Origin of the sequence: Xanthomonas sp. BRIP62409 (assembly GCF_003992965.1) — a bacterium.
In the GTDB taxonomy this organism is placed as follows: Bacteria; Pseudomonadota; Gammaproteobacteria; order Xanthomonadales; family Xanthomonadaceae; genus Xanthomonas; species Xanthomonas euroxanthea.
The window spans coordinates 200,966-219,831 of sequence record NZ_QEZJ01000015.1 but is presented as its reverse complement, the minus strand read 5'-3'; the positions used below and the strand labels follow the sequence as shown (position 1 = coordinate 219,831).

At 67.9% G+C, this 18,866-nt stretch carries 20 protein-coding genes and 1 tRNA gene; 8 read left to right on the top strand and 13 right to left on the bottom strand.

Annotated elements, in window-relative coordinates; all coding sequences use genetic code 11:
• Nucleotide 1 precedes the first annotated feature (1 nt).
• Together EO170_RS05500 and EO170_RS05495 are read left to right on the top strand one after the other, a co-directional pair.
• Nucleotides 2-1,321 carry an ABC transporter permease gene (locus EO170_RS05500; protein ID WP_104543592.1) on the top strand — a complete coding sequence of 440 codons (1,320 nt, stop codon included), beginning with the start codon at nucleotides 2-4 and terminating at the stop codon, nucleotides 1,319-1,321.
• Between the two features lie 186 nt (nucleotides 1,322-1,507).
• Nucleotides 1,508-2,623 (top strand): alpha/beta fold hydrolase, encoded by a 1,116-nt coding sequence (locus EO170_RS05495; RefSeq protein ID WP_126943107.1) that lies wholly within the window; start codon nucleotides 1,508-1,510, stop codon nucleotides 2,621-2,623.
• Nucleotides 2,624-2,872: 249 nt separating this feature from the next.
• Here the strand turns inward: EO170_RS05495 and rarD are convergent, their stop codons facing one another.
• Nucleotides 2,873-3,784, bottom strand: coding sequence for an EamA family transporter RarD (gene rarD, locus EO170_RS05490; protein WP_126943104.1), 912 nt, complete (start codon nucleotides 3,782-3,784; stop codon nucleotides 2,873-2,875).
• Complete coding sequence (gene yedA / locus EO170_RS05485; protein ID WP_126943101.1) at nucleotides 3,781-4,677, bottom strand: drug/metabolite exporter YedA; 897 nt, start codon at nucleotides 4,675-4,677, stop codon at nucleotides 3,781-3,783. The genes rarD and yedA overlap by 4 nt, the downstream gene beginning before the upstream one ends.
• 117 nt (nucleotides 4,678-4,794) lie before the next feature.
• On the opposite strand from yedA, the gene EO170_RS05480 reads away from it, so the two are divergent.
• Nucleotides 4,795-5,178 carry a Rap1a/Tai family immunity protein gene (locus EO170_RS05480; protein ID WP_232087887.1) on the top strand — a complete coding sequence of 128 codons (384 nt, stop codon included), beginning with the start codon at nucleotides 4,795-4,797 and terminating at the stop codon, nucleotides 5,176-5,178.
• A gap of 123 nt (nucleotides 5,179-5,301) precedes the next feature.
• Here the strand turns inward: EO170_RS05480 and EO170_RS05475 are convergent, their stop codons facing one another.
• From EO170_RS05475 to rocF, 7 genes are all read right to left on the bottom strand, one after another.
• Nucleotides 5,302-6,996, bottom strand: coding sequence for a M28 family metallopeptidase (locus EO170_RS05475; RefSeq protein ID WP_164740923.1), 1,695 nt, complete (start codon nucleotides 6,994-6,996; stop codon nucleotides 5,302-5,304).
• A gap of 318 nt (nucleotides 6,997-7,314) precedes the next feature.
• Nucleotides 7,315-8,259 carry an MBL fold metallo-hydrolase gene (locus EO170_RS05465; RefSeq protein ID WP_104584250.1) on the bottom strand — a complete coding sequence of 315 codons (945 nt, stop codon included), beginning with the start codon at nucleotides 8,257-8,259 and terminating at the stop codon, nucleotides 7,315-7,317.
• A 57-nt stretch (nucleotides 8,260-8,316) separates the two neighbouring features.
• A complete protein-coding gene (locus EO170_RS05460) occupies nucleotides 8,317-9,606 on the bottom strand; it encodes a tryptophan--tRNA ligase (protein ID WP_126943095.1) in 1,290 nt (429 codons plus the stop codon).
• Nucleotides 9,607-9,799: 193 nt separating this feature from the next.
• Entirely contained in the window at nucleotides 9,800-10,009 is a 210-nt protein-coding gene (locus tag EO170_RS05455; RefSeq protein ID WP_016904514.1) for a CsbD family protein, read from the bottom strand.
• A 238-nt stretch (nucleotides 10,010-10,247) separates the two neighbouring features.
• Entirely contained in the window at nucleotides 10,248-10,382 is a 135-nt protein-coding gene (locus tag EO170_RS05450) for an entericidin A/B family lipoprotein (RefSeq protein WP_016904515.1), read from the bottom strand.
• Nucleotides 10,383-10,460: 78 nt separating this feature from the next.
• Nucleotides 10,461-10,613 (bottom strand): entericidin A/B family lipoprotein, encoded by a 153-nt coding sequence (locus EO170_RS05445; RefSeq protein ID WP_006451340.1) that lies wholly within the window; start codon nucleotides 10,611-10,613, stop codon nucleotides 10,461-10,463.
• 109 nt (nucleotides 10,614-10,722) lie between these two features.
• Nucleotides 10,723-11,646, bottom strand: coding sequence for an arginase (gene rocF, locus EO170_RS05440; protein WP_126943092.1), 924 nt, complete (start codon nucleotides 11,644-11,646; stop codon nucleotides 10,723-10,725).
• Between the two features lie 476 nt (nucleotides 11,647-12,122).
• On the opposite strand from rocF, the gene EO170_RS05435 reads away from it, so the two are divergent.
• The 5 genes from EO170_RS05435 (at nucleotide 12,123) to tmk (ending at nucleotide 15,761) form a co-directional block, all read left to right on the top strand.
• Nucleotides 12,123-12,575, top strand: coding sequence for a roadblock/LC7 domain-containing protein (locus tag EO170_RS05435; protein ID WP_126943089.1), 453 nt, complete (start codon nucleotides 12,123-12,125; stop codon nucleotides 12,573-12,575).
• A gap of 63 nt (nucleotides 12,576-12,638) precedes the next feature.
• On the top strand, nucleotides 12,639-12,998 hold the full coding sequence (locus tag EO170_RS05430) for a hypothetical protein (RefSeq protein ID WP_016904518.1): 360 nt from the start codon (nucleotides 12,639-12,641) through the stop codon (nucleotides 12,996-12,998).
• Between the two features lie 94 nt (nucleotides 12,999-13,092).
• Nucleotides 13,093-14,010: a hypothetical protein gene (locus EO170_RS05425; protein ID WP_126943086.1), complete on the top strand. Its 918-nt coding sequence runs from the start codon at nucleotides 13,093-13,095 to the stop codon at nucleotides 14,008-14,010.
• Nucleotides 14,007-14,549 carry a GTPase gene (locus EO170_RS05420; RefSeq protein ID WP_016904520.1) on the top strand — a complete coding sequence of 181 codons (543 nt, stop codon included), beginning with the start codon at nucleotides 14,007-14,009 and terminating at the stop codon, nucleotides 14,547-14,549. Before EO170_RS05425 ends, EO170_RS05420 begins: the two co-directional genes overlap by 4 nt.
• Nucleotides 14,550-15,083: 534 nt before the next feature.
• A complete protein-coding gene (gene tmk, locus EO170_RS05415; RefSeq protein ID WP_126943083.1) occupies nucleotides 15,084-15,761 on the top strand; it encodes a dTMP kinase in 678 nt (225 codons plus the stop codon).
• 170 nt (nucleotides 15,762-15,931) lie between these two features.
• Here tmk and EO170_RS05410 read toward each other — a convergent pair.
• The 4 genes from EO170_RS05410 to birA form a co-directional block, all read right to left on the bottom strand.
• Nucleotides 15,932-16,007 (bottom strand) — tRNA-Thr (locus EO170_RS05410).
• Between the two features lie 33 nt (nucleotides 16,008-16,040).
• A complete protein-coding gene (locus tag EO170_RS05405) occupies nucleotides 16,041-16,934 on the bottom strand; it encodes an SPOR domain-containing protein (RefSeq protein WP_126943080.1) in 894 nt (297 codons plus the stop codon).
• A gap of 156 nt (nucleotides 16,935-17,090) precedes the next feature.
• Nucleotides 17,091-17,819: a type III pantothenate kinase gene (locus EO170_RS05400; RefSeq protein ID WP_126943077.1), complete on the bottom strand. Its 729-nt coding sequence runs from the start codon at nucleotides 17,817-17,819 to the stop codon at nucleotides 17,091-17,093.
• On the bottom strand, nucleotides 17,816-18,829 hold the full coding sequence (gene birA, locus EO170_RS05395) for a bifunctional biotin--[acetyl-CoA-carboxylase] ligase/biotin operon repressor BirA (RefSeq protein WP_343134520.1): 1,014 nt from the start codon (nucleotides 18,827-18,829) through the stop codon (nucleotides 17,816-17,818). Before birA ends, EO170_RS05400 begins: the two co-directional genes overlap by 4 nt.
• Nucleotides 18,830-18,866 lie beyond the last annotated feature (37 nt).

Below are 18,866 nucleotides of genomic sequence, written 5' to 3'. Positions count from 1 at the left end.
AATGCAAACCCAATGGAAGAACCGTCTGGTCAATCTGCTGTCGGTCGTGTCGCTGGCCGTCGGGTTGGCCGTGTGGATCGCGCTGCCGTGGATCGGCGTGCTGGTCGCCGCCGCCTTGCTGGCGGTGTGGCTGGTTGTCACGCGCAGCGGCCGGCTGTCGTTGGCCGCTGCACGTATCGGCATCGCCACACTGCCGCAACGCTGGGGTGCCAGCTCGGTGATCGTGGTCGGCATCGCCGGTGTGGTCGGCGTGCTGGTGGCGATGCTGGCGATGGGCCAGGGTTTTCAGGCCACGCTCAACAGCACCGGCGACGACACCACCGCGATTGTTCTGCGCGGCGGCTCGCAGGCCGAAACCAACTCGGTGATCACCCGCGACCTGGTGCCGCTGATCGGCAGCCTGCCCGGCATCGCCGCCGATGCCAGGGGCCGCCCGCTGCTGTCGCCGGAGCTCTCGCAGGTGGTCAACATCGCCTCCAGATCCGATGGCACCGACGTCAACGCGCAACTGCGTGGCGTGGGCGAACAGGCCTGGGCGGTGCACGACAAGGTCAGGCTGGTGCAGGGACGGCGCTTCACCCCCGGCCTGCGCGAGATCGTGGTCGGCAAGGGCGCGTTGACTCAGTTCCGCGGACTGCAGCTGGGCAAGACGCTCACCCTCGGCAGCCAGCAATGGACCGTGGTCGGCGTGTTCGCCTCCGGCGATGCGCACGATTCGGAGCTGTGGACCGATGCGCAGACGCTGGCCACCACCTACAACCGCAGCGCCTACCAGTCGATCAGCGTGCGCACCACCGGCAAGGCCGGTTTCAGCCAGTTCAAGACCGCCATGGCCGCCGATCCGCGGCTCAAACTGGATGTGGAAACCACCCGTGCCTACTACGGCAAACAGGGCGGTGGCTTGAACAGGTTGATCAGCATCCTGGGCACGGTGATCGGCGCGATCATGGCGGTGGGCGCGGTGTTCGGCGCGCTCAACACCATGTATGCGGCGGTGGCCACGCGCGCGCGCGAGATCGCCACGATGCGGGCGATCGGTTTCCGCGGCACGCCGGTGATCATGGCGCTGATGCTGGAGACCATGCTGCTGGCGCTGCTGGGCGGCTTGCTCGGTGGCCTGATCGCCTGGGCCATCTTCAATGGCTACAGCGTGTCCACGCTGGGCAGCAACTTCAGCCAGATCGTGTTCCAGTTCAAGGTCTCGCCGGAGCTGTTGTGGAGCGGGCTCAAATGGGCACTGGGCATTGGCCTGGTCGGCGGACTGTTCCCGGCCTTGCGCGCGGCGCGGTTGCCGATCACCACTGCCTTGCGTGAGGTGTAGCGCGGGCCTTGGCCCGCCGGGAATCGGGAATCGGGAGTGGGGATTGGTGACAGCCAACGCGGAGCAAGTGCGCTGCTGCGGCTGAACGCAGTGCGGGCTGTCATCGTTTTGTCACTGCACTGCGGTAGATGCGCGGGTCGGGCAGGCCGTAGGCTGCCCGGCCGTTGCATCCATCGATCTTCGCCCATGACGCGCCTGATTCTGCTGGCCTGCGCCTGCCTGTGGCTGGCCGGCTGTTCCTCGTCCTCCACCTCGCTCAGCGAGCGCCTGGTTGCGCCCGGCGGCACCTCGCCATTGCTGGACGAAGAGCGCATTGCCGCCACCATCGCCACCGTGCCCAACCGCAGCGGGCATGTGGTCACGCGCGACCAGGTGCCGATCTTCTGGCGCGCGATCGACCCCGGCCAGTACGCCATGCACTACCGCTATCTCGGCCAGCGCCACGATCCGGCGCATGCGCTGGATGTCGATTTCAGTTTCAAGGTGCCCACCGCGGCCCCACCGACGCCGCGCGGCACCGTGGTGCTGCTGCATGGCTGGATGATGGATGGCGATTCGCTGCTGCCATGGTCGCTGGAGCTGGCGCAGGCCGGCTACCGGGTGATCACCATCGACCTGCGCAACCATGGCCATTCTGGCGGTGGCCCGTCCGGTTACGGGACGCGCGAATCCGACGACGTCGTCGACGTGCTCGATGCGCTGCAACCGCGTGGCGAGATCCGTGGCCCGCTGTACCTGTTCGGCATTTCCTACGGCGCCGCCACCGCGCTGTTCACCGCCGACAAGCTCGGGCCGCGCGTGACCGGCGTGGTGGCGATGGAATCCTTCGCCAACGCCGGGCGCGGCATTCGCGACATGGTGCCGCACCTGCTCGCCAGCCAACCGAACGGCTGGCGTGGGCAGGCGGTGGCCGCGTATGCGCGCTGGCGCTATGCCGACCAGGATCTCGACGCGGTGATCGCCGCCGCCGACCGCCAGCTGCAGCTGGATCTGGACCACGTCGATGTCGCGCACGCCCTGGCCGACACCCGCAGCTGCGTGCTGCTGGTGCATGGCGATGCCGATCAGCACATCCCGGTGGCACATGGACGTGCGCTGGCGCTGGCCAGCCCGCGCGCGCATTACGTCGAGCTGCCTGGCGAAACCCATCTGAGCCTGCCGCTGCGACTGGATCTGCTGGGTGGGCCGATCGACCAGTGGCTGGCGCAGACGCAGCAGGATCCGAATCACTGCCCCGCGCCGCAGGCACTGCCAACCTCCACACTCGCGGTGGCGGCGCCGGCATCGGCGCCGCGCGGCTGAGAGCGGCCGACAAGAACCTCGCGCGGTCGGCAGGCCGGAGCTGACCGTACGCTCTCAGCGTGTATGAGGGACATGCCGATTGCGGGCAGCGACCACGCCCGCATGGCACTGAGCGCAGTGGTCCGGCGGTCGCCCTGGCATCCAGACGGGAAGTGGCCGGCGGCAGGCTGCACGGAGCGCGCAACCGCATTGCTGCCCGCCACGTGACGCCGTCGCTGCGCGCTCACCCCGAGCGCGCACCACCGATGCTCACGGCACCGCCACAGCCGGCCGCCGCGACCGCCACACGCTATCGCCGACGAACAGTAGCAGCCCGACCCAGATCGCGGCAAACCCGATCGCGCGCCCCTGATCGAACGGCTCGTGGAAGAACCACACGCCCAGCAGCAACTGCAGGCTCGGCGCGATGTACTGCAGGATGCCCACCAACGACAGCGGAATCCGCCGCACGCCATAGGCAAACCCGATCAGCGGCACCGCGGTCAACACGCCACCGAAGATCAGCAACAGATCGGTGCGCAGGTCCCAGCCGCTCAGGAAGGCACCGCCGTGGCCCTGCTCGCCCCAGCCCGCCAGCAGCAGTGCCGGCACGAACAGATACACGCTTTCCACGCCCAGCCCGGCTACCGGATCCACCGCCACCAGCTTGCGCAGCAGGCCGTAGGCACCGAACGAGAGCGCCAGCCCCAGCGCGATCCACGGCGGTGCACCGGCATCCAGGGTCAGCCACAGCACGCCCACCGCCGCGCATACCACCGCCACCCATTGAATGCGCTGCAGGCGTTCCTTCAGCACCAGCACGCCCAGCAACACGCTCAGCAGCGGATTGATGAAATAGCCCAGGCTGGCCTCGATCACATGCCCGGCGTTGATCGCCCAGATGTACAGGCCCCAGTTGAACGCGATCGCCACGCTGCTGCCGGCCAGCATCCACAGCGCGCGCGGCTGCGTGGCGACAGCGCGCCACCAGCGCAGGCCCGAGGTGGCCAGTAACCACACCACCACCAGCAACGCACTCCAGACGATGCGGTGCGCGATGATCTGCAGCGACGGCACCGCCTTGAGCAGATGCCAGTACAGCGGCACCAGGCCCCAGATCACGAAGGTCGATGCGGTGATCAGCAGCCCGCGGCGTGCCTCGATCGACGAAACCACCGTCATCGCCGCGCCTTTGCCAGCGTCACCACCAGCACGCCGGACAGGATCACCGCCATCGCGCCGATGTCGTGCGCGCTGAAACGCTCATGCCCCAGCCAGGCGCCCAACGCCACCGCAATCACCGGGTTGACGTAGGCGTAGCTGCCGGCCAACGCCGGGCGCACGTGATGCAGCAGCCACACGTAGGCGGTGAACGCCACGATCGAGCCGAACACGCACAGGTAGGCCACGGCCAGCAGCCCCTGCGGGGTCGGCAGGCGCTGTGGGCGTTCGCCGATCAGCAGGCCGGTGCCGACCAGCAACACGCCGCCGCACAGCATCTGCCCGGCGGCGGTCATGAACGGCGACGGCAGGTCGCGTCCGCGCGACCACACCGAGCCGAATGCCCAGCCGATCGGCGCAATCAGCAATAACACCAGCCCGCCCGGCGTGGCGGTCAGGCTGCTGCCGGCATTGAGCCAGACCACGCCCAGAAAGCCGACCACGATGCCCAGCCATTCGCCACGGCTGGCGTGCTGCCCGCGCACGGCGCCGAACAAGGCCATCCACAGCGGCACCGACGCCACCGACGTGGCGGCCAGGCCGGACGAGACGCTGCGCTCGGCCAGCACCACCATGCCGTTGCCCAGCAACAGCAGGGCCGCGCCCATCATCGCCACGTTCTTCCACTGCGCAGGTGTCGGCGCGGCCACACCACGCCAGCGCAACACCGCATACAACACCGTGCCGGCCACGATGAAACGCGTCCCGGACACCATGGTCAGCGGCAGCGCGCCGCCTTCCAGCGCAAAGCGGATCGCCAGATAGGTCGAGCCCCAGACCACATAGACCAGCAACAAAGCGACAACGACCAGGCCGCTGCGCGCAGGCACAGCAGCATCGTGTGAAGAGGACATCGGAGATTGCCAAGTGCAGCAGAAGCTTCAATTCTAGATCACCTGCCCACGCCAACGGCTACGCGCTCAGGCGCCTGCCGCGTTATGGTGCGCAGTGATCCCCGGCTCGGAGTGCCCATGCAGCGTCACGTCACCTGGTTGACCTTTGCCGCCCTGACCGTGCTATCGGCCAGTGCGTCTGCGCGCGTCCCCGAACCCTGGGAACCCAGCGGGCGCAAACTGCTCGAGGCCGGGCTGGACGGTTCGTTGGCGCCGGAAATCGCGCCCGAACAAACCGAACTCAAGGTCATGCTCTCGGCGAACCGCGCCGGCGCCTACCTGCTCGGCGTCGCCAGCAGCAGCTACCGCACGCACTGGTGCATGCCGGCCGGCAAAAGCGGCCCGCCGGATCTGCAGGCGATCATCGCCGATATCGGCGCGCTGCCGGATGCGCGCCTGGATGAGGCCGCACCCGCATTGATCGTACAGGCGCTGGCCAAGCGCTATCCGTGCCGCAAGTAGCGGGCGGTCGCCAGAAGCCAGCTCGACGCACCGCCATGCAATGGCCGGATGTGGTGCACATGCGCCGCTCGAATCACTCGGCGCGCCGGCTTGGACGCACCAGGCGTTTGAACACCGCTGGCCTTACTTGCGCGCGGCATCGCTGCTGGCGCGGATCGCCTTGAACTCCGAACCGTCCTGCCAGCTCGGCCACTGCCGGCCGTTGGCCAGCGCCACGCCCACGTCGTAGACCAGGGTGGTGTCGGCCGCGTGGCCGCTGGCGTCCCATTGCGGGGTCCAGCGGTCGCAGGGCTGGTGATAGCATTCGGCAAAATACTTGTCGCGCAGCGCCTTGCCGGCCGCCACGCCGCCTTCGAGCATGTCCAGACCGGGCCCTGCGGTGATCGCCGGCACGCCCATGCGCGCAAAGGCGAAATGGTCGGCGCGGTAGAAGAAGCCCGCTTCCAGATTCGGGTCCGGCGAATAGCTGCGGCCGCGCGCCTTTGCCGCGGTTTCCAGATCGCCTTCCAGCGACACCCGTCCGCGTCCCCACGAGGCGATATCGCGGGTGGGGCCATCGGGGCTGAACATTTCCATGTTGAGCACCGCCACGGTCTTGTCCAACGGCGCCAGCGGATGGGCGGCGTAGTAATTGGCGCCGAGCAGGCCCTTCTCTTCCGCCGTCAACGCGATGAAGTACAGCGTGCGCTGCGGCTTGGGGCCGGCGGCAAACACGCGTGCCAGCTCCAGCACGCTGGCCACGCCGGTGGCGTTGTCCACCGCGCCACGCCGCACCGTGTCGCCGCCGGCATCGGCCTTGCCCACGCCGAACGCATCCCAGTGCGCGGAGAAGATCACCGTCTCGTCCGGATGCTGGCTGCCGGTGAGCTTGGCCACCACGTTGTGCGTGACCACGCGCTCGCGCTTGAGCTTGAAGTCCACCGACAGCGTCGCATCGCCCAACGCCATCGGTACGAAATCGCGCTGCTGCGCACGCTGCTTGGCCTGCGCAAAATCCAGCCCGGCGCGCTGGAACAGCGACGCCGCCAATGCCTGCTGCATCCAGCCACGCACCGGTACGTGCTGCGCCTTTGCATCGGCGTCGCTGCGTTCGATATCGAACAACGGCGACAGGCCCGAACTCTGCACCGTCGCCCAGCCGTACGCGGCCGGTGCGGTCTCGTGCACGATCAGCACGCCGGCGGCACCGCGACGCGCGGCCTCTTCGTACTTGTAGGTCCAGCGACCGTAATAGGTCACCGCCTTGCCATCGAAGGCGCCCGGCTGGCTGGATTCAAAGTCGGCATCGTTGATCAGCACCACCGCGATCTTGCCGCGCAGGTCCACGCCCTTGTAGTCGTCCCACTGCCGCTCCGGCGCGCTGATGCCGTAGCCCACGAACACCAGCGGTGCATTCTTCAAGCGCACCGCGGCCTGCGGACGCAGGCTCTGCAAGGTCACATCGCTACCATTGAGCAGCGCCTGGGTCTTGCCGCCGACACGCAGGCTGGCGCGCACCGGGCCGTCCACCTGCGCGCGTACCAAGGGCACCGCCTGGGTCCAGCCGCCCTGCTCGCCACCCGACTGCAGGCCGCCGGCCTTGAACTGCTCGACCAGGTAATCGACCGTGCGCTGCTCGCCGGCACTGGCCGGCGCACGGCCCTCGAACTCATCCGATGCCAGCAGGCGCACATGCCGCGACAGCGCTTCGGCATCGATGCCGCCACCGGGCAGATCGTTGGCGGCCTGCGCCACGCCTCCCACGAACAGGCAGGCGGACAACAACAGGATGCGCATCGGATTCACGGCGTGGCCTTGCAACAGATAGATGACACACAGTTTACAAGCGCGCGCCCGCCACGGGACAGCAGGCACGCCTTGCATACGCAACCTGCAACCTCTCGCCTGCCACCGCAGGCCAGGCAACACATTCTCAAGAAAGCAACCTGCAAACGGTCTGGTGCGGTGTCCTGGCCGCTTGCGGGACCGTGTGGCGGCATGGATGCCGCCACCGAGCCTCCACGGACGGGGTCACGGCGTGTCCCGCAAGCACTGAGGGCGCCGCACGCTCGACTGACTCGGTCTTTGACTGCAGCCACGCGAGGCTACGACTCGCTACAGCGTTCGCCTGGTGAGGCGTTACCCGCTCCAGGCGCGCTAATTCGTACGCGTCGCGCGGTCCAGCCAGCAGGCCAGGCCCTGCGCGTTGAGTTCGATATCGGTACCCAGCAACTGCGCCACGCGCGCATCGTCCAGGCGGCAGCCGTGCAGGCGGGCGCGCTGCAGATACAGGTCGGTCAGCGCCTCCACCATGCAGCGATGGCGATCGGCGCGCTGCGCGCACGCCAGCGCGATGGCGGTCATCGCATGGATCTGCTCGACCAGCGCCTGCGCCAGCGGTGCCGGCGATTCGACCCGGCCGTAATGGGTGAGATACATCGCCTGCGGCGCGGCCTCCATCAGCCGCGCGATCGACTGCAGCATCGCCTCCGGCTCGAACTGCACCGGCGAGGAGGTCGGCAGGATGAAGGCGCCTTGCGCGCTGTCGAGCTGGCGATACGACAGGCCGAAGGTGTCGCCAGTGAACCAGCTGCGGCTGCGCGCATCCCACACGCACAGATGATGCCGCGCGTGGCCGGGCGTCTCGATGGTGCGCAGCGCGCGCTCGCCCAGCATCACGGTCTGTCCATCGGCCGCTTCCACCACGCGCTCGGCCGGTACCGGCACGATCGCGCCGTAGCTGCGCGCCATTTCCGCCTCGCCGTACACCGCCGTGGCACCGGCAATCAGCCGGGTCGGATCGATCATGTGCGGCGCGCCGCGCGGATGCACCAGTACCCGCGCATTGGGCAGGTGCTGCAGCAAGGCACCCGCACCGCCGGCGTGATCCAGATGCACATGGGTCAGGATCAGCCAGTCCACCTGCGCAGGCGTCAGCCCGGCCGACTGCAACGCGGCCAGCATCTGCGGCACCGACAGCGAAGTGCCGCAATCGACGAAGGCACCCCGTTGCGCCTCGACGATCAGGTACGCCGCATCGAACTGCACACCGCCAAAGCCGGTGTCGATGGTCTGGATGCTGGAATCGGCAATCGCTGTCATTGCTCCTCCACGGCTATGCGAGAGGCCCCAGTCTAGCCATGGGTTCCACGCATGTCGTTACGCCTCGCGCAACACGCGCAGCGCCGCCAGGATCAACTCCGCCTCCACCTGCGCATGCACGCCCGGCAATTGCAGGTCGCTGCCCTGCTCGGCCTGTTTCAGCCGCGCGATCAGCTGGCCCGCATCGCGTGGCGAGGCGAAGCCATCGCTGTGCAGCAGCAACGCGCCCGCGCCATCGGTCAACTTGAAATAGAACTGCCCATCGCTCTCGCGGTACTGCTTGAACACCGGCGGTGCGCTCTTCTCGCCCACCGCCGGCGCGGCCGCATCGCCCTGACTGGACAGGTCGCGCAGGCCCACCGCAGCACGCAGCTCGGCCAGGAACGGCGTGGCGTAGCGTGCGCGCAGACGTGCGCCACCGGCGCGCAGAATCGCCTCGATCTTGCTCGGCTCGGCCATCAACGCGTCATAGCGCGTGCGCAGCGGTGCGATCTCCTGATCGATCCGCTCGAACAGCTGCTGCTTGGCATCGCCCCAGCCGATGCCATCGGCAAAGGCCTGCGCAAAGGCGGCCGTTTCCTGCGGCGTGGCAAAGGCCTGGTACAACTGGAACAATGCCGACCCCTGCGTGTCCTTGGCCTGGCCCGGTGCGCGCGAATCGGTGAGGATGGAGAACACCAGCTTGCGCAGTTCCTCGCGCGGGGCGAACAGCGGAATCGTGTTGCCATAGCTCTTGCTCATCTTGCGGCCATCCAGACCCGGCAAGGTCGAGACCTGCTCATCGATCACCGCCTCGGGCAGGGTGAAGAAGTCGCGGCCATACACGTGGTTGAAGCGCTGGGCGAAATCGCGCGCCATCTCGATATGCTGGATCTGGTCGCGTCCCACCGGCACCTTGTGCGCGTTGAAGATCAGGATGTCTGCGGCCATCAGCACCGGATACATGAACAAGCCGGCGGTCACGCCCGCGTCCTCGTCCTCGCCATCGGCGCGATTCTTGTCCACCGCCGCCTTGTAGGCATGCGCACGGTTGAGGATGCCCTTGCCGGCCACGCAGGTCAGCAACCACAGCAACTCGGTGGTCTCCGGCACATCGGACTGGCGATAGAACCACACCGTTTCCGGGTCCAGGCCGCAGGCCAGCCAGCTGGCGGCGATCTCCAGCGTGGAGCGCTGCGTCCGCGCCGGGTCCTGCGCCTTGATCAGGCTGTGCAGGTCGGCCAGGAAGTAGAAGCTCTCCGCATCGGCCGCCGCACTGGCCTGGATGGCCGGGCGGATTGCACCGACGTAATTGCCCAGATGCGGGGTGCCGGAGGTGGTGATGCCGGTAAGGACGCGAGTGGTCATCTGCGTAAGGCCAGGGAGTCAGCACGCAAGTTTAGCGGTTCCGCGCCCCTGGCATGGACGCAACCGCGTTGGATGCCTGCTGCCGCCTGCGCCGGCGGCAGACGCGCAACGGGCCGCATCAGGCGGCCCGTCGTGTGCAATGTACCGTCACCACTGTCTCACCGCAGTGGCTGGACGCAGTGAAGCGACACCGTCAGGTGTCGTCGCGCAGCGACTTCTCGAAAGCGCGCACCTCGGTCTGGGCACGATCGCGGTCCCAGCCATAGCGCTCCTGGAGCTTGCCCTGCAGATACTCGGCATTGCCTTCGGCCACCTTGAAATCGTCGTCAGTGAGGTCGCCCCACTTGGCCTGCGCCTTGCCCTTGAGCTGGGTCCACTTGCCGGAAATGATGTCAGTATTCATTGCGTCGACTCCGCTGATGCGGCCGCGATTGACCGTATGCGCAGCTTGCCCCTGGCCCCGTTCGCCGCGGATCAAAAGCCGTCAAACCCGTACTCACCGCACTGAACGGTGGCCTGCGCTTGCGGCGCACCTTGTTCGCATCGGCTGTGCCCTCACGCCTCATCGCAGCCCTGCGTGCGCAGAACGTCGGACAAAAAAACGGGCCTTGCGGCCCGTTCTTTCTGCATGCAGCGCTCGATTACTTGCGCGCAGCGTCTTCCACCTTCTCGCCAGCGCCCTGCACGTCCTTGCCGGCACCTGCGACGGTGTTGCAACCCGACAGCATACCGACCGACAACACCGACAGCACCAGCAGCACAATTGCACGCTTCATAACAGACTCCTTCGTGGGTAAAGCGGCGGCTTGCCGCAGATCAATCAAATCAAACAACGATCAAACAAAACTCAAGGATCAGCACTTACCGTCACTGCAATTGTCGGCCTTCTTCTCGACCTTCTCGCCCGCGCCCTGCATATCCTTGCCGGCGCCAGCCATGGTGTTGCAGCCAGTCATCACGCCGGCCGAAAACAGGCCCAGTACCATCAGTGTCAGCAGTCGCTTCATCGGTCTTCCTCAGTTCTGCGTTCGGTGCAGACGCACCATCTCTGGCGACAAATCTGACTGCGCGGCCGTGGATTTGATGTGAACGTGGCGTGCTGCGTTCAGCGATCGATCAATCTCGCATCAGTGTCGACTTGCCGAACAGGCTCTCGACCAGATCCACCGCCAGCTCCGCGGTGGCATTGCGGTTGTCCAGCACCGGGTTGAGCTCGACAATGTCCAGCGACCCCATGCGCCCGGTATCGGCGATCATCTCCATCACCAGCTGCGCCTCGCGGTAGTTGGGTCCCCCCGGCACGGTGGTGCCCACGCCTGGCGCGATGCTCGGGTCCAGGAAATCCACATCGAAGCTCACATGCAGATGGGTGTCCTCGCTCATGCCCTGCAAGGCGGTCTCCATGGTGCGCTTCATGCCGGCCTCGTCGATGTAGCGCATGTCATAGACATCGATGCGGTGCTGCTTGATCAGGCGTTTCTCCTCCGGGTCCACCGAACGGATGCCGATCTGCCGCACCTGCTCGGGCAGCAGCGCCGGCGCACTGCCGCCCAGGTGGGTCAACGCCTGCGGACCCAGCCCGCACAGGCAGGCCACCGGCATGCCGTGCACATTGCCCGACGGCGTCACCTCGCTGGTATTGAAGTCCGAGTGCGCATCCAGCCACAGCACCCGCAACGGGCGTTGCTGTTCGCGGCAGTACCTGGCCACGGCGGTGATCGAACCGATGCCCAGGCAGTGGTCGCCACCAAGCATGATCGGCATGCGCCCGGCACGCAGCTGCGCATAGCTGGCCTCCATCAGCGCCTGGTTCCAGGCCACCACTTCGTCCAGGTGCCGGTAGCCGGCCTGCGGGGCCTGCCAGGGATTGCGCGGCCCATCCAGATTGCCCAGATCGCTCACCTCCACGCCGCGGCCGATCAAGGCCTCCTGCAACCCGGCGATGCGCAGCGCCTCCGGCCCCATCCGCGCACCACGGTGGCCGGCACCGATGTCGGTGGGAACGCCAATCAGGGAAACCGGCACGTACTGCGTCGCCATGCATTGCTCCAGCATCGAGAAAGCGCTGCAGTCTAGTCGCCGGCTCGCGCGCTGACGCGCGGCAGCGCAGCACGACGCACGACGCACGCCGTGCGTCCCATCACGCAATCGCATCTGCCACTGCAGCAATCGAAAGTGCGGCCGATAGTGCGTAGCGGGCAGTCGTCGAACCGGCTCGGGCAGCAGGCGCAACACCGCCGCGTCGGCGTGATGCAGCCCGGCGAACCAGCGCCATCGGCCGCGTCCGCTTGGGGCGGCAACGGCGTCCCGACGGCCGCTTCAGGTGACGTGGTTGGGCAGTTTGTGGCGTATTCGCGCTTTGCCGAATGTGCTTGCCTGACCGCACAGTTAAGACATTGAGGGTGCTATGACGATGACAAAACGTGCCGATGCTACTGTTCGCCCGCCAGCGCGGGACCCGGTGTCATCGACAGGGTCCTTCATCGCGCAGCGCGTTTCGTACAGGGGAGGATTTCATGCCGCATAACGCCGTCAACCAGGTCGTCAAGGCTGCCGTGGGCGAGATCGCGCGGGCGTCGCATCACTACGATCTGCAGCGCATCGGGCGCGAGTTCGCGCAGACCATCGAGCGCGAGCGGGGCATCCGCCTGTTGATGCTGTCCACCGCCGACGGGCGTGCCATCGCCGAACACTCCAGCCTGGATGTGGACGGTCGCCGTCTGGCGGCCATGGCCAATTCGTTCCTGACCCTGGGCGAGACGCTGGCGCGCGAATCCAGCCTGAGCGAAGCCGACTACGCCACCATCAGTACGCGTGGCGGGCAGCTGGTGCTGATCCGCATTCGCGCCGACAGACCATTGACGCTCACTGCGGTGGGCGGCAACGACATCAATGCCGCGGCGCTGTTGTTCAACGCGCGCGACTGCGCCGGCCGTCTGGCTGCGGCGCTGGCGCAGCCGGCGAACTGAGCGTTTGGCATTGTTCGTGCTTGTGCCAGCGCACCCATTTCTCATCGCTCGTAAGGACGACCCGTGTCAAAACTCAATCTGGAACACCTGCATTCGATCGCCGGCTTCGTCGGCGCCGCCCTGGTCGATAGCGACAGCGGCATGGCGCTGGGCATGACCGGCGGCACCGATCTCAACCTGGAACTTGCCGCGGCCGGCAATACCGAAGTGGTGCGTGCCAAGCGCCGTATCGCCGAGCAGCTCGGTCTGAACGACACCATCGAAGACATCCTGATCACCCTGGCGCGTCAGTACCACCTGCTGCGTCCGCTGGAGAGCAACGGCACCTTGTTCCTGTACGTCGTGCTGGATCGCGCCAAGGCCAATCTGGCCATGGCCCGCCACGAGCTCAAGGCGTTCGAAAAGACCCTGGACTTCGGTTGATGCCACACCGGCGGCGCGCACGCGTCGCCTGCCCGGCCTGCCGGCTTGTCCCGGCAGGCACCGCACTTTCAAAGCGCCGACGCGGCGCCCTGTCATGACCACACCCATTCACGCCATGCGGGTCGCCACGGCCGGCCTGGACCTGCTGCACACCACGCGCCTGAAACTGGCGTGCTCGTTGTTGCTGGCCGAACGCATCGACGTGCAGCTGGGGCAATGGCCGCAACATACCGCCGAGGTGGTGGTGCTGGGGCTGGAAAGCGCCGACGGCCTGGCCGCCTGGCAGGCATTGCAGGGGCAACCCGTGCGTGTGCTGGTGGTGTCGCGGACACCGGTGGGCGGAGCATGGCTCAAGCACGGCGCCACCGTGCGCGAACTCAACGAACAGATGCGCCTACTGCTGTCGTCCTCCGATCACGCGCAGGTCGCCGAGCCGGCATTGCTGGTCCGCCATTGCCGCGGCGAGTTCGGTACCACTGCGGTGCTGTTGCGCCATGCACACCTGCAGGTGCGCGTGGATCCGGCCAACGGCTGCGTGCAGCTTCCCGCCGGCATTGCGTTGCCGGAGCTGGTCGCCGCACTGGATCGCCCCGGCTGGCAGGTCGTACCGGACACCGCCGATAGCGCATTGACCCAACGTCTTTCGTTCGAGGCGCTGTATTTCGCCCTGCCCGAGCACCTGCGCCCCGCGCTGCCGGCGGTCGAACCCAGCCACGCGTTGCAGTTGCGCCAATGGCCGGAGCTGAGCGCCGAGACCAGTTCGCCGGCGCGGCTGCTGGCCGTTGCCCACCTGCATGCGCGTCCGTGGCGCCCGCAGGCGCTGGCCAAGGCTTGCAAGCTACCGCTGCAAACGGTGGAATGCCTGTTCGCCGCGGCACTCGCCAGCGGCCTTGCCCAGACCGCGGAGATTCCCGTGCCTGCAACGCAGCCCCGCCCGGACAGCAGCAACTCCCGGTTTCTCTCCTGGGTCGCACGTCGCTTTGGCCTCTCTCTCTTTCAGGCGCAGTCATGAGTCTTCCGGCCAACAAACTGGTGTTCGTTGGCGGCATGGGCGCCGGCAAGACCACTGCCGTGCGTGCCATTTCCGACGTGGAGCCGGTCAGCACCGAGATGCCGCTCAGCCAGGATGCCTACGGCGACAAGACCTACACCACGGTCGCGCTGGACTACAGCTCGATCGAACTGGAAGACGGCGAGTTGCTGCACGTCTACGGCGTGCCGGGGCAGAAGTACCTGGATTTCATGTGGCCGCTGGTGTGCGACGGCGCCTTGGGCGTGATCGTGCTGGTCAGCGCGCGTGATCCGCAGATGCGCGATGCCACCGTGGCCTTGCTGCGCGAGTTTTCGCAGATCGCACCTGCGGCAAGCCTGGCGGTGGGCATCACCATGACCGACGAAATGCAGGACTTTTTGCTGCCGCCGTTCCGCGACGCATTGGTGGCCGAAGGCTTCCGCATCCCGGTCATGCGCGTGGATGCGCGCTCAGCCACCCAGATCACGTTCCTGGTGAAGTCGCTGCTGTCCTATCGTTACACCTCGGCAACCAGCTGACCGGCCACGCGCCTGGCGCATGCCGAGGCGGGCGGCGCAAAGACAAGACGAGGCGCGAGACAAAACAAGGAATCCGGTCACGACGGTGCCTGAGGGGCGTCACGCGGGGGATGCCGCCTCTAGGGTGGCGGCGACGCGTCCATCTTCCTTGATGCCAGGCACGCGACGCGAACGTCATACCTTCGAGCGCGCTGCCTGACTTGTTCAGTATGGCGCACGGTCGGAAACCAGGGCATCGGGACATTCCCGACATCGCGCAGGACATACCGGCGATACGGCATGGGCAATAGCGCTGGCGGCCGGTCGCCAGCCGCGCACGCAACCGGCGGTTGCAAGGCACGCCCGGCGACGCGTTGGACACACCAGTCGTCCCGCCGTTTCACGCACGCAGCGATGTGCGGCATCAACGCCCATCGGTGGACGCAGCAGATAGACGCAGCAGATACCTGACCCACCGGGATCGGCGATTGCAGGCCGAGGTCGATGCCGCTGCGCAAGTGCTGATCCAGCACCATGATCGGATAAAGTAGCGCGATGACACTCGAACTGAAGCCCGGCGGTCTGCTGATCGCGATCGAAGGCATCGACGGCGCCGGCAAGACCACCCTCGCCCGCAGCCTGGCCACCACGCTGGAAGCGGCCGGCGCGCGCGTGGTGCTGAGCAAGGAGCCGACCAACGGCCCCTGGGGCACCCAGCTGCGCCAGTCCGCCGCCACCGGCCGCCTGCGCGCGGACGAAGAAGCCGAGTTGCTGATCCGCGACCGCCACGAGCACGTGGATACCCTGATCGCACCGGCGCTGGCACGCGGCGACATCGTGATCCTGGACCGGTATTTCCCCTCGATGGTCGCCTACCAGGGCGCTGCCGGCCTGCCGCTGGACGATCTGCTGGAACGCAACGCCTTCGCGCCGCGCCCGGACGTGCTGCTGCTGCTCGACCTGCCCCCGCCCACCGGGCTGGCGCGTATCCGCGCCCGCGGCGATGCGCCCAATCACTTCGAGACCCAGGACAACCTGGAACGCTGCCGCAGCATCTTTGCGCAGCTGCAGCTGCCGGGGAAGCACGTCGTGGACGCCAGTGCCGATGCGGACAGCGTGCTCCGCCAGGCCCACGCCATCGTCGTCGCCGCACTGGCCGACCGCCTGCGTAGCGACGCCGCCGACGCCGACAAGGCCACGCTGTTGCTGCTGTCGGCCGGTCGCCCGGCCTGAGGTGCTGCGCGAACCACGCGCAGGCAAACGCAACCGCGCAGTGATTGGCGGGCTGCGTGCAGGGATCTGTTCTCGACCGGTCGAACCCGGGAAGACGCGCTCCGGGGCGCTGACGGGCAGCCAGCACCGAGCTACATGCACAGATTGCGGGAGAGCACGAAGGACCTTCGTGGTGCCGGCACCCGGATTCGAACTGGGGACCTACCGCTTACAAGGCGGTTGCTCTACCAACTGAGCTATGCCGGCAAAGGCCAAGCGCGTTGCGCGCCGGTGCGCATTCTAGCGCAGCGTGGTGCAATCTAGCGACCGCTGACGCGTTGCGCCTGCGGTGCCCTGCAATGTCCCGATTGCGGCCGTGCTGCGCACATCGATCCACCAGCGCGATTGCCCGTTGCCGCTGGGCAGCAGCTGCGCCGGAAATCCCGCGCCGACCAGGCTGGCCTGACGTCGCTCGGCACGTTCGCGACTCTGGTACTGGCCCAGCGCGATGCTGGTGTCCTCACCCTGGGCAATCACGTAATAGTCGCCAATGCCGGCGGCGGCGATGCGCTTGACCAACGCCTGCGCCGCCGCACGGTCGCCGACATTGGGCAGCATCACCCGGTACGTACTGACCCCGGCGTCCTGGTCCTCGCGCACGCGGGTGCGCGTGGCCTGGCCACGCAAGCGTGCCAGCGCGGCATCGGCCTCGGCGCGCGCCGCATACGGCCCCAGGCTGGCACAGCGCTCCGGCGCAGCGGCCGGAGCGGGCACCGCCGGCGAAGCGTTGATCGGCGCTGCCGCGGCACGCTCGGCCGGCGACGGAGCGGGCTTGGCCGGTGCTGGTGATGGCGCCTGTGCCGATGACTGCGACGTGGCGGCCACCTTCGCCGTAGCCGCAGCTGTCGAGGAAGCTGCCGCCGCTGGTGCGGTCGTCAATGTCTCAGGCGATGCCGGTGCCGGCGCATCCGATGGTGCGGTCGGCGCAGCGCCCGACGCCGCCGCTGCGGTGCCTGCCTCGCCTGACCCCGCAGCCGCCGCGGCTGTCGCCGTGCTCGGCAGTACTTCCAGACGCGCCACACCGGCCGGCTGCGGCGGTGCAGCCACGGCTGCCGGTGGCGGCTGCAACGCCCACCACAACGCCACACCGGCATTGAGGACGATCAGAACAACGATGAGTGCGCGCACATACATGCCAAGGATTCTAAGCGGGGGCGGTCACAACGCACGAGTGCTCGTCGATCCGCCGCCGAGGGCAGGGCTCGTGGGCGCAGTGCACCGGCGCGGCCGGCCGGTTCCGTCTACCGGCCGCACCCGCTGCGAGGCCGTGCGAGCGCGCGGCTCGCGCGTTCAAGCTGCCGACGCAGCCCTGGCCCAGGTCGCCAGCCCGTCCAGCACCAACGCCACGCGGAAGCTGGCATCGGGCAACAGCGGCAGCAACGGCGGCGCACCGCCCCCGTGCACCAGCAGCCGCACCGGCACGCCCAGGCTGCGTTGGGCATGCTGCAGGCTGCGTTCGATCAGCGCCACCGCGGCGCCATCGCAGCCGGAGGCCAACGCGTCGTCGGTGTCGTCGGCCAGCTCGACATAGGCCCCGCCGCTGGCCGGCAACTGCACTGCGCGCGCATGCAGCGCTTCGCGCATGGTGGTCGGCGAGGCAGCGATCCGCCCGCCGTGGTGCTGTCCGTCGGCGCCCAGTACATCGATGGTCAGCGCGGTGCCCACGCCGGCCACCAGCACCGGTGCGTCGCCGCGTGCGCCCAACAGCGCGAGGAAGCGATCCACCCCGAAACGGCTCGGGTCTGCGTAGGCGATGCGAATGCCGGCGCATTCGGCCACGGTCCGCACGATGCGCACCTGTTCGAAGCGCTCGCGCAGGCAGCCCAGCATGCGCTGCGTCAATGCCGGCGCGGCCACGCTGGCCACGTGCGCAATGCGCCCGGTGGGCAATGCGGCCAATGCGGCCGCATCCATCGCCTCGGCACCGTGCGGCCAGGCCTGCACATCGCCTGCGCGGTCGCCCTGCAGCGGTGCGTACTTGAACCGCGAATTCCCCAGGTCGAACAACCACTCGCTCATGCAGGTCTCACGCTCACTTCTCCGGAGTGGAACAGCCGCACCGTCTCGCCCAGTTGCACCCGCAACGCGCCGTCGGCTGCCAGGCCAAGCGCAGTGCCATGATGCCGGGTGCCGGCTTCCTCGACCTGCACCGCGCGGCCGCGCAAGGCGTCCAGGGCCGCATAGCGGCCCAGGAACGGCGCCAGCCCCTGCGCTTCGAACAGCGCCAGCGCCGGCAGCAGCGCCGACACCACCGCCGCCACCACGGTATCGCGCGACACCGCGTGGCCGGCCAGCGTATCCAGATCCACCCACGGTTGATCGATCGCAACGGCCGCGGCGGCCGGCATATGCACGTTCAAACCCAGCCCGATCACCGCGCGCGCGTTGCCGGCCATTTCGCCGCCGCCTTCGATCAGCAGGCCGCCCAGCTTGCGCTCGCGCGCCAGCAGATCGTTGGGCCATTTCAGCCCGACATCGGCAAAGCCGCATTCACGCAAGGCCTCGGCCACCGCCACGCCCACGGCCAGGCTGAGCCCGGCCAGCTGGCCCAATCCGCCGCTGAAACGGCGCGAGGCCGACAGATAGATGTGCGCACCCAGTGGCGAGGTCCATTGACGCCCACGCCGGCCGCGCCCGCCGGTCTGCCGCTCGGCCAGCAGCACCGCCACGCCCTGCGCCGGCGCCGGGCGCGCCAGCAAGCTGGTGTTGGTGGATTCCAGGGTCCAGGCGATCTCCAGCGCAGCCAGGCCTGCCAGCGCATCGGCCGCCATCGCCGCACGAATGCGCGCGTCGTCCAGCAGGTCCAGCGGCGCCGCCAGGCGGTAGCCGTCCCCGGCCCGCCCTTCGATCTCGACCCCGGCCGCGCGCAGATTCTGGATCCGCTTCCACACCGCCGCACGGGTCAACCCGGCATCGCGCGCCAACGCATCGCCGGATAGCCGGCCGCTCGCAAGTTTGGCCAGCAAGGCGCGGTCATCCACGGCAAGTCCCCAAATCGATCCGCGAAAGTATGCGCCAAGCGTCCGCACCCGCCCAGCCTGGCTTGCGTGAGGGAGTGAAAAGCAC

What these genes read in the sequence shown, in the direction of transcription:
- EO170_RS05450 (WP_016904515.1), bottom strand. Translation starts at nt 10,382, where the DNA reads ATGAAGCGTGCAATTGTGCTGCTGGTGCTGTCGGTGTTGTCGGTCGGT.
- EO170_RS05495 (WP_126943107.1), top strand. Translation starts at nt 1,508, where the DNA reads ATGACGCGCCTGATTCTGCTGGCCTGCGCCTGCCTGTGGCTGGCCGGC.
- EO170_RS05500 (WP_104543592.1), top strand. Translation starts at nt 2, where the DNA reads ATGCAAACCCAATGGAAGAACCGTCTGGTCAATCTGCTGTCGGTCGTG.
- EO170_RS05480 (WP_232087887.1), top strand. Translation starts at nt 4,795, where the DNA reads ATGCAGCGTCACGTCACCTGGTTGACCTTTGCCGCCCTGACCGTGCTA.
- EO170_RS05465 (WP_104584250.1), bottom strand. Translation starts at nt 8,259, where the DNA reads ATGACAGCGATTGCCGATTCCAGCATCCAGACCATCGACACCGGCTTT.
- EO170_RS05405 (WP_126943080.1), bottom strand. Translation starts at nt 16,934, where the DNA reads ATGTATGTGCGCGCACTCATCGTTGTTCTGATCGTCCTCAATGCCGGT.
- rarD (WP_126943104.1), bottom strand. Translation starts at nt 3,784, where the DNA reads ATGACGGTGGTTTCGTCGATCGAGGCACGCCGCGGGCTGCTGATCACC.
- rocF (WP_126943092.1), bottom strand. Translation starts at nt 11,646, where the DNA reads ATGGCGACGCAGTACGTGCCGGTTTCCCTGATTGGCGTTCCCACCGAC.
- EO170_RS05400 (WP_126943077.1), bottom strand. Translation starts at nt 17,819, where the DNA reads ATGAGCGAGTGGTTGTTCGACCTGGGGAATTCGCGGTTCAAGTACGCA.
- EO170_RS05425 (WP_126943086.1), top strand. Translation starts at nt 13,093, where the DNA reads ATGACCACACCCATTCACGCCATGCGGGTCGCCACGGCCGGCCTGGAC.
- EO170_RS05435 (WP_126943089.1), top strand. Translation starts at nt 12,123, where the DNA reads ATGCCGCATAACGCCGTCAACCAGGTCGTCAAGGCTGCCGTGGGCGAG.
- EO170_RS05460 (WP_126943095.1), bottom strand. Translation starts at nt 9,606, where the DNA reads ATGACCACTCGCGTCCTTACCGGCATCACCACCTCCGGCACCCCGCAT.
- yedA (WP_126943101.1), bottom strand. Translation starts at nt 4,677, where the DNA reads ATGTCCTCTTCACACGATGCTGCTGTGCCTGCGCGCAGCGGCCTGGTC.
- EO170_RS05455 (WP_016904514.1), bottom strand. Translation starts at nt 10,009, where the DNA reads ATGAATACTGACATCATTTCCGGCAAGTGGACCCAGCTCAAGGGCAAG.
- EO170_RS05445 (WP_006451340.1), bottom strand. Translation starts at nt 10,613, where the DNA reads ATGAAGCGACTGCTGACACTGATGGTACTGGGCCTGTTTTCGGCCGGC.
- EO170_RS05420 (WP_016904520.1), top strand. Translation starts at nt 14,007, where the DNA reads ATGAGTCTTCCGGCCAACAAACTGGTGTTCGTTGGCGGCATGGGCGCC.
- tmk (WP_126943083.1), top strand. Translation starts at nt 15,084, where the DNA reads ATGACACTCGAACTGAAGCCCGGCGGTCTGCTGATCGCGATCGAAGGC.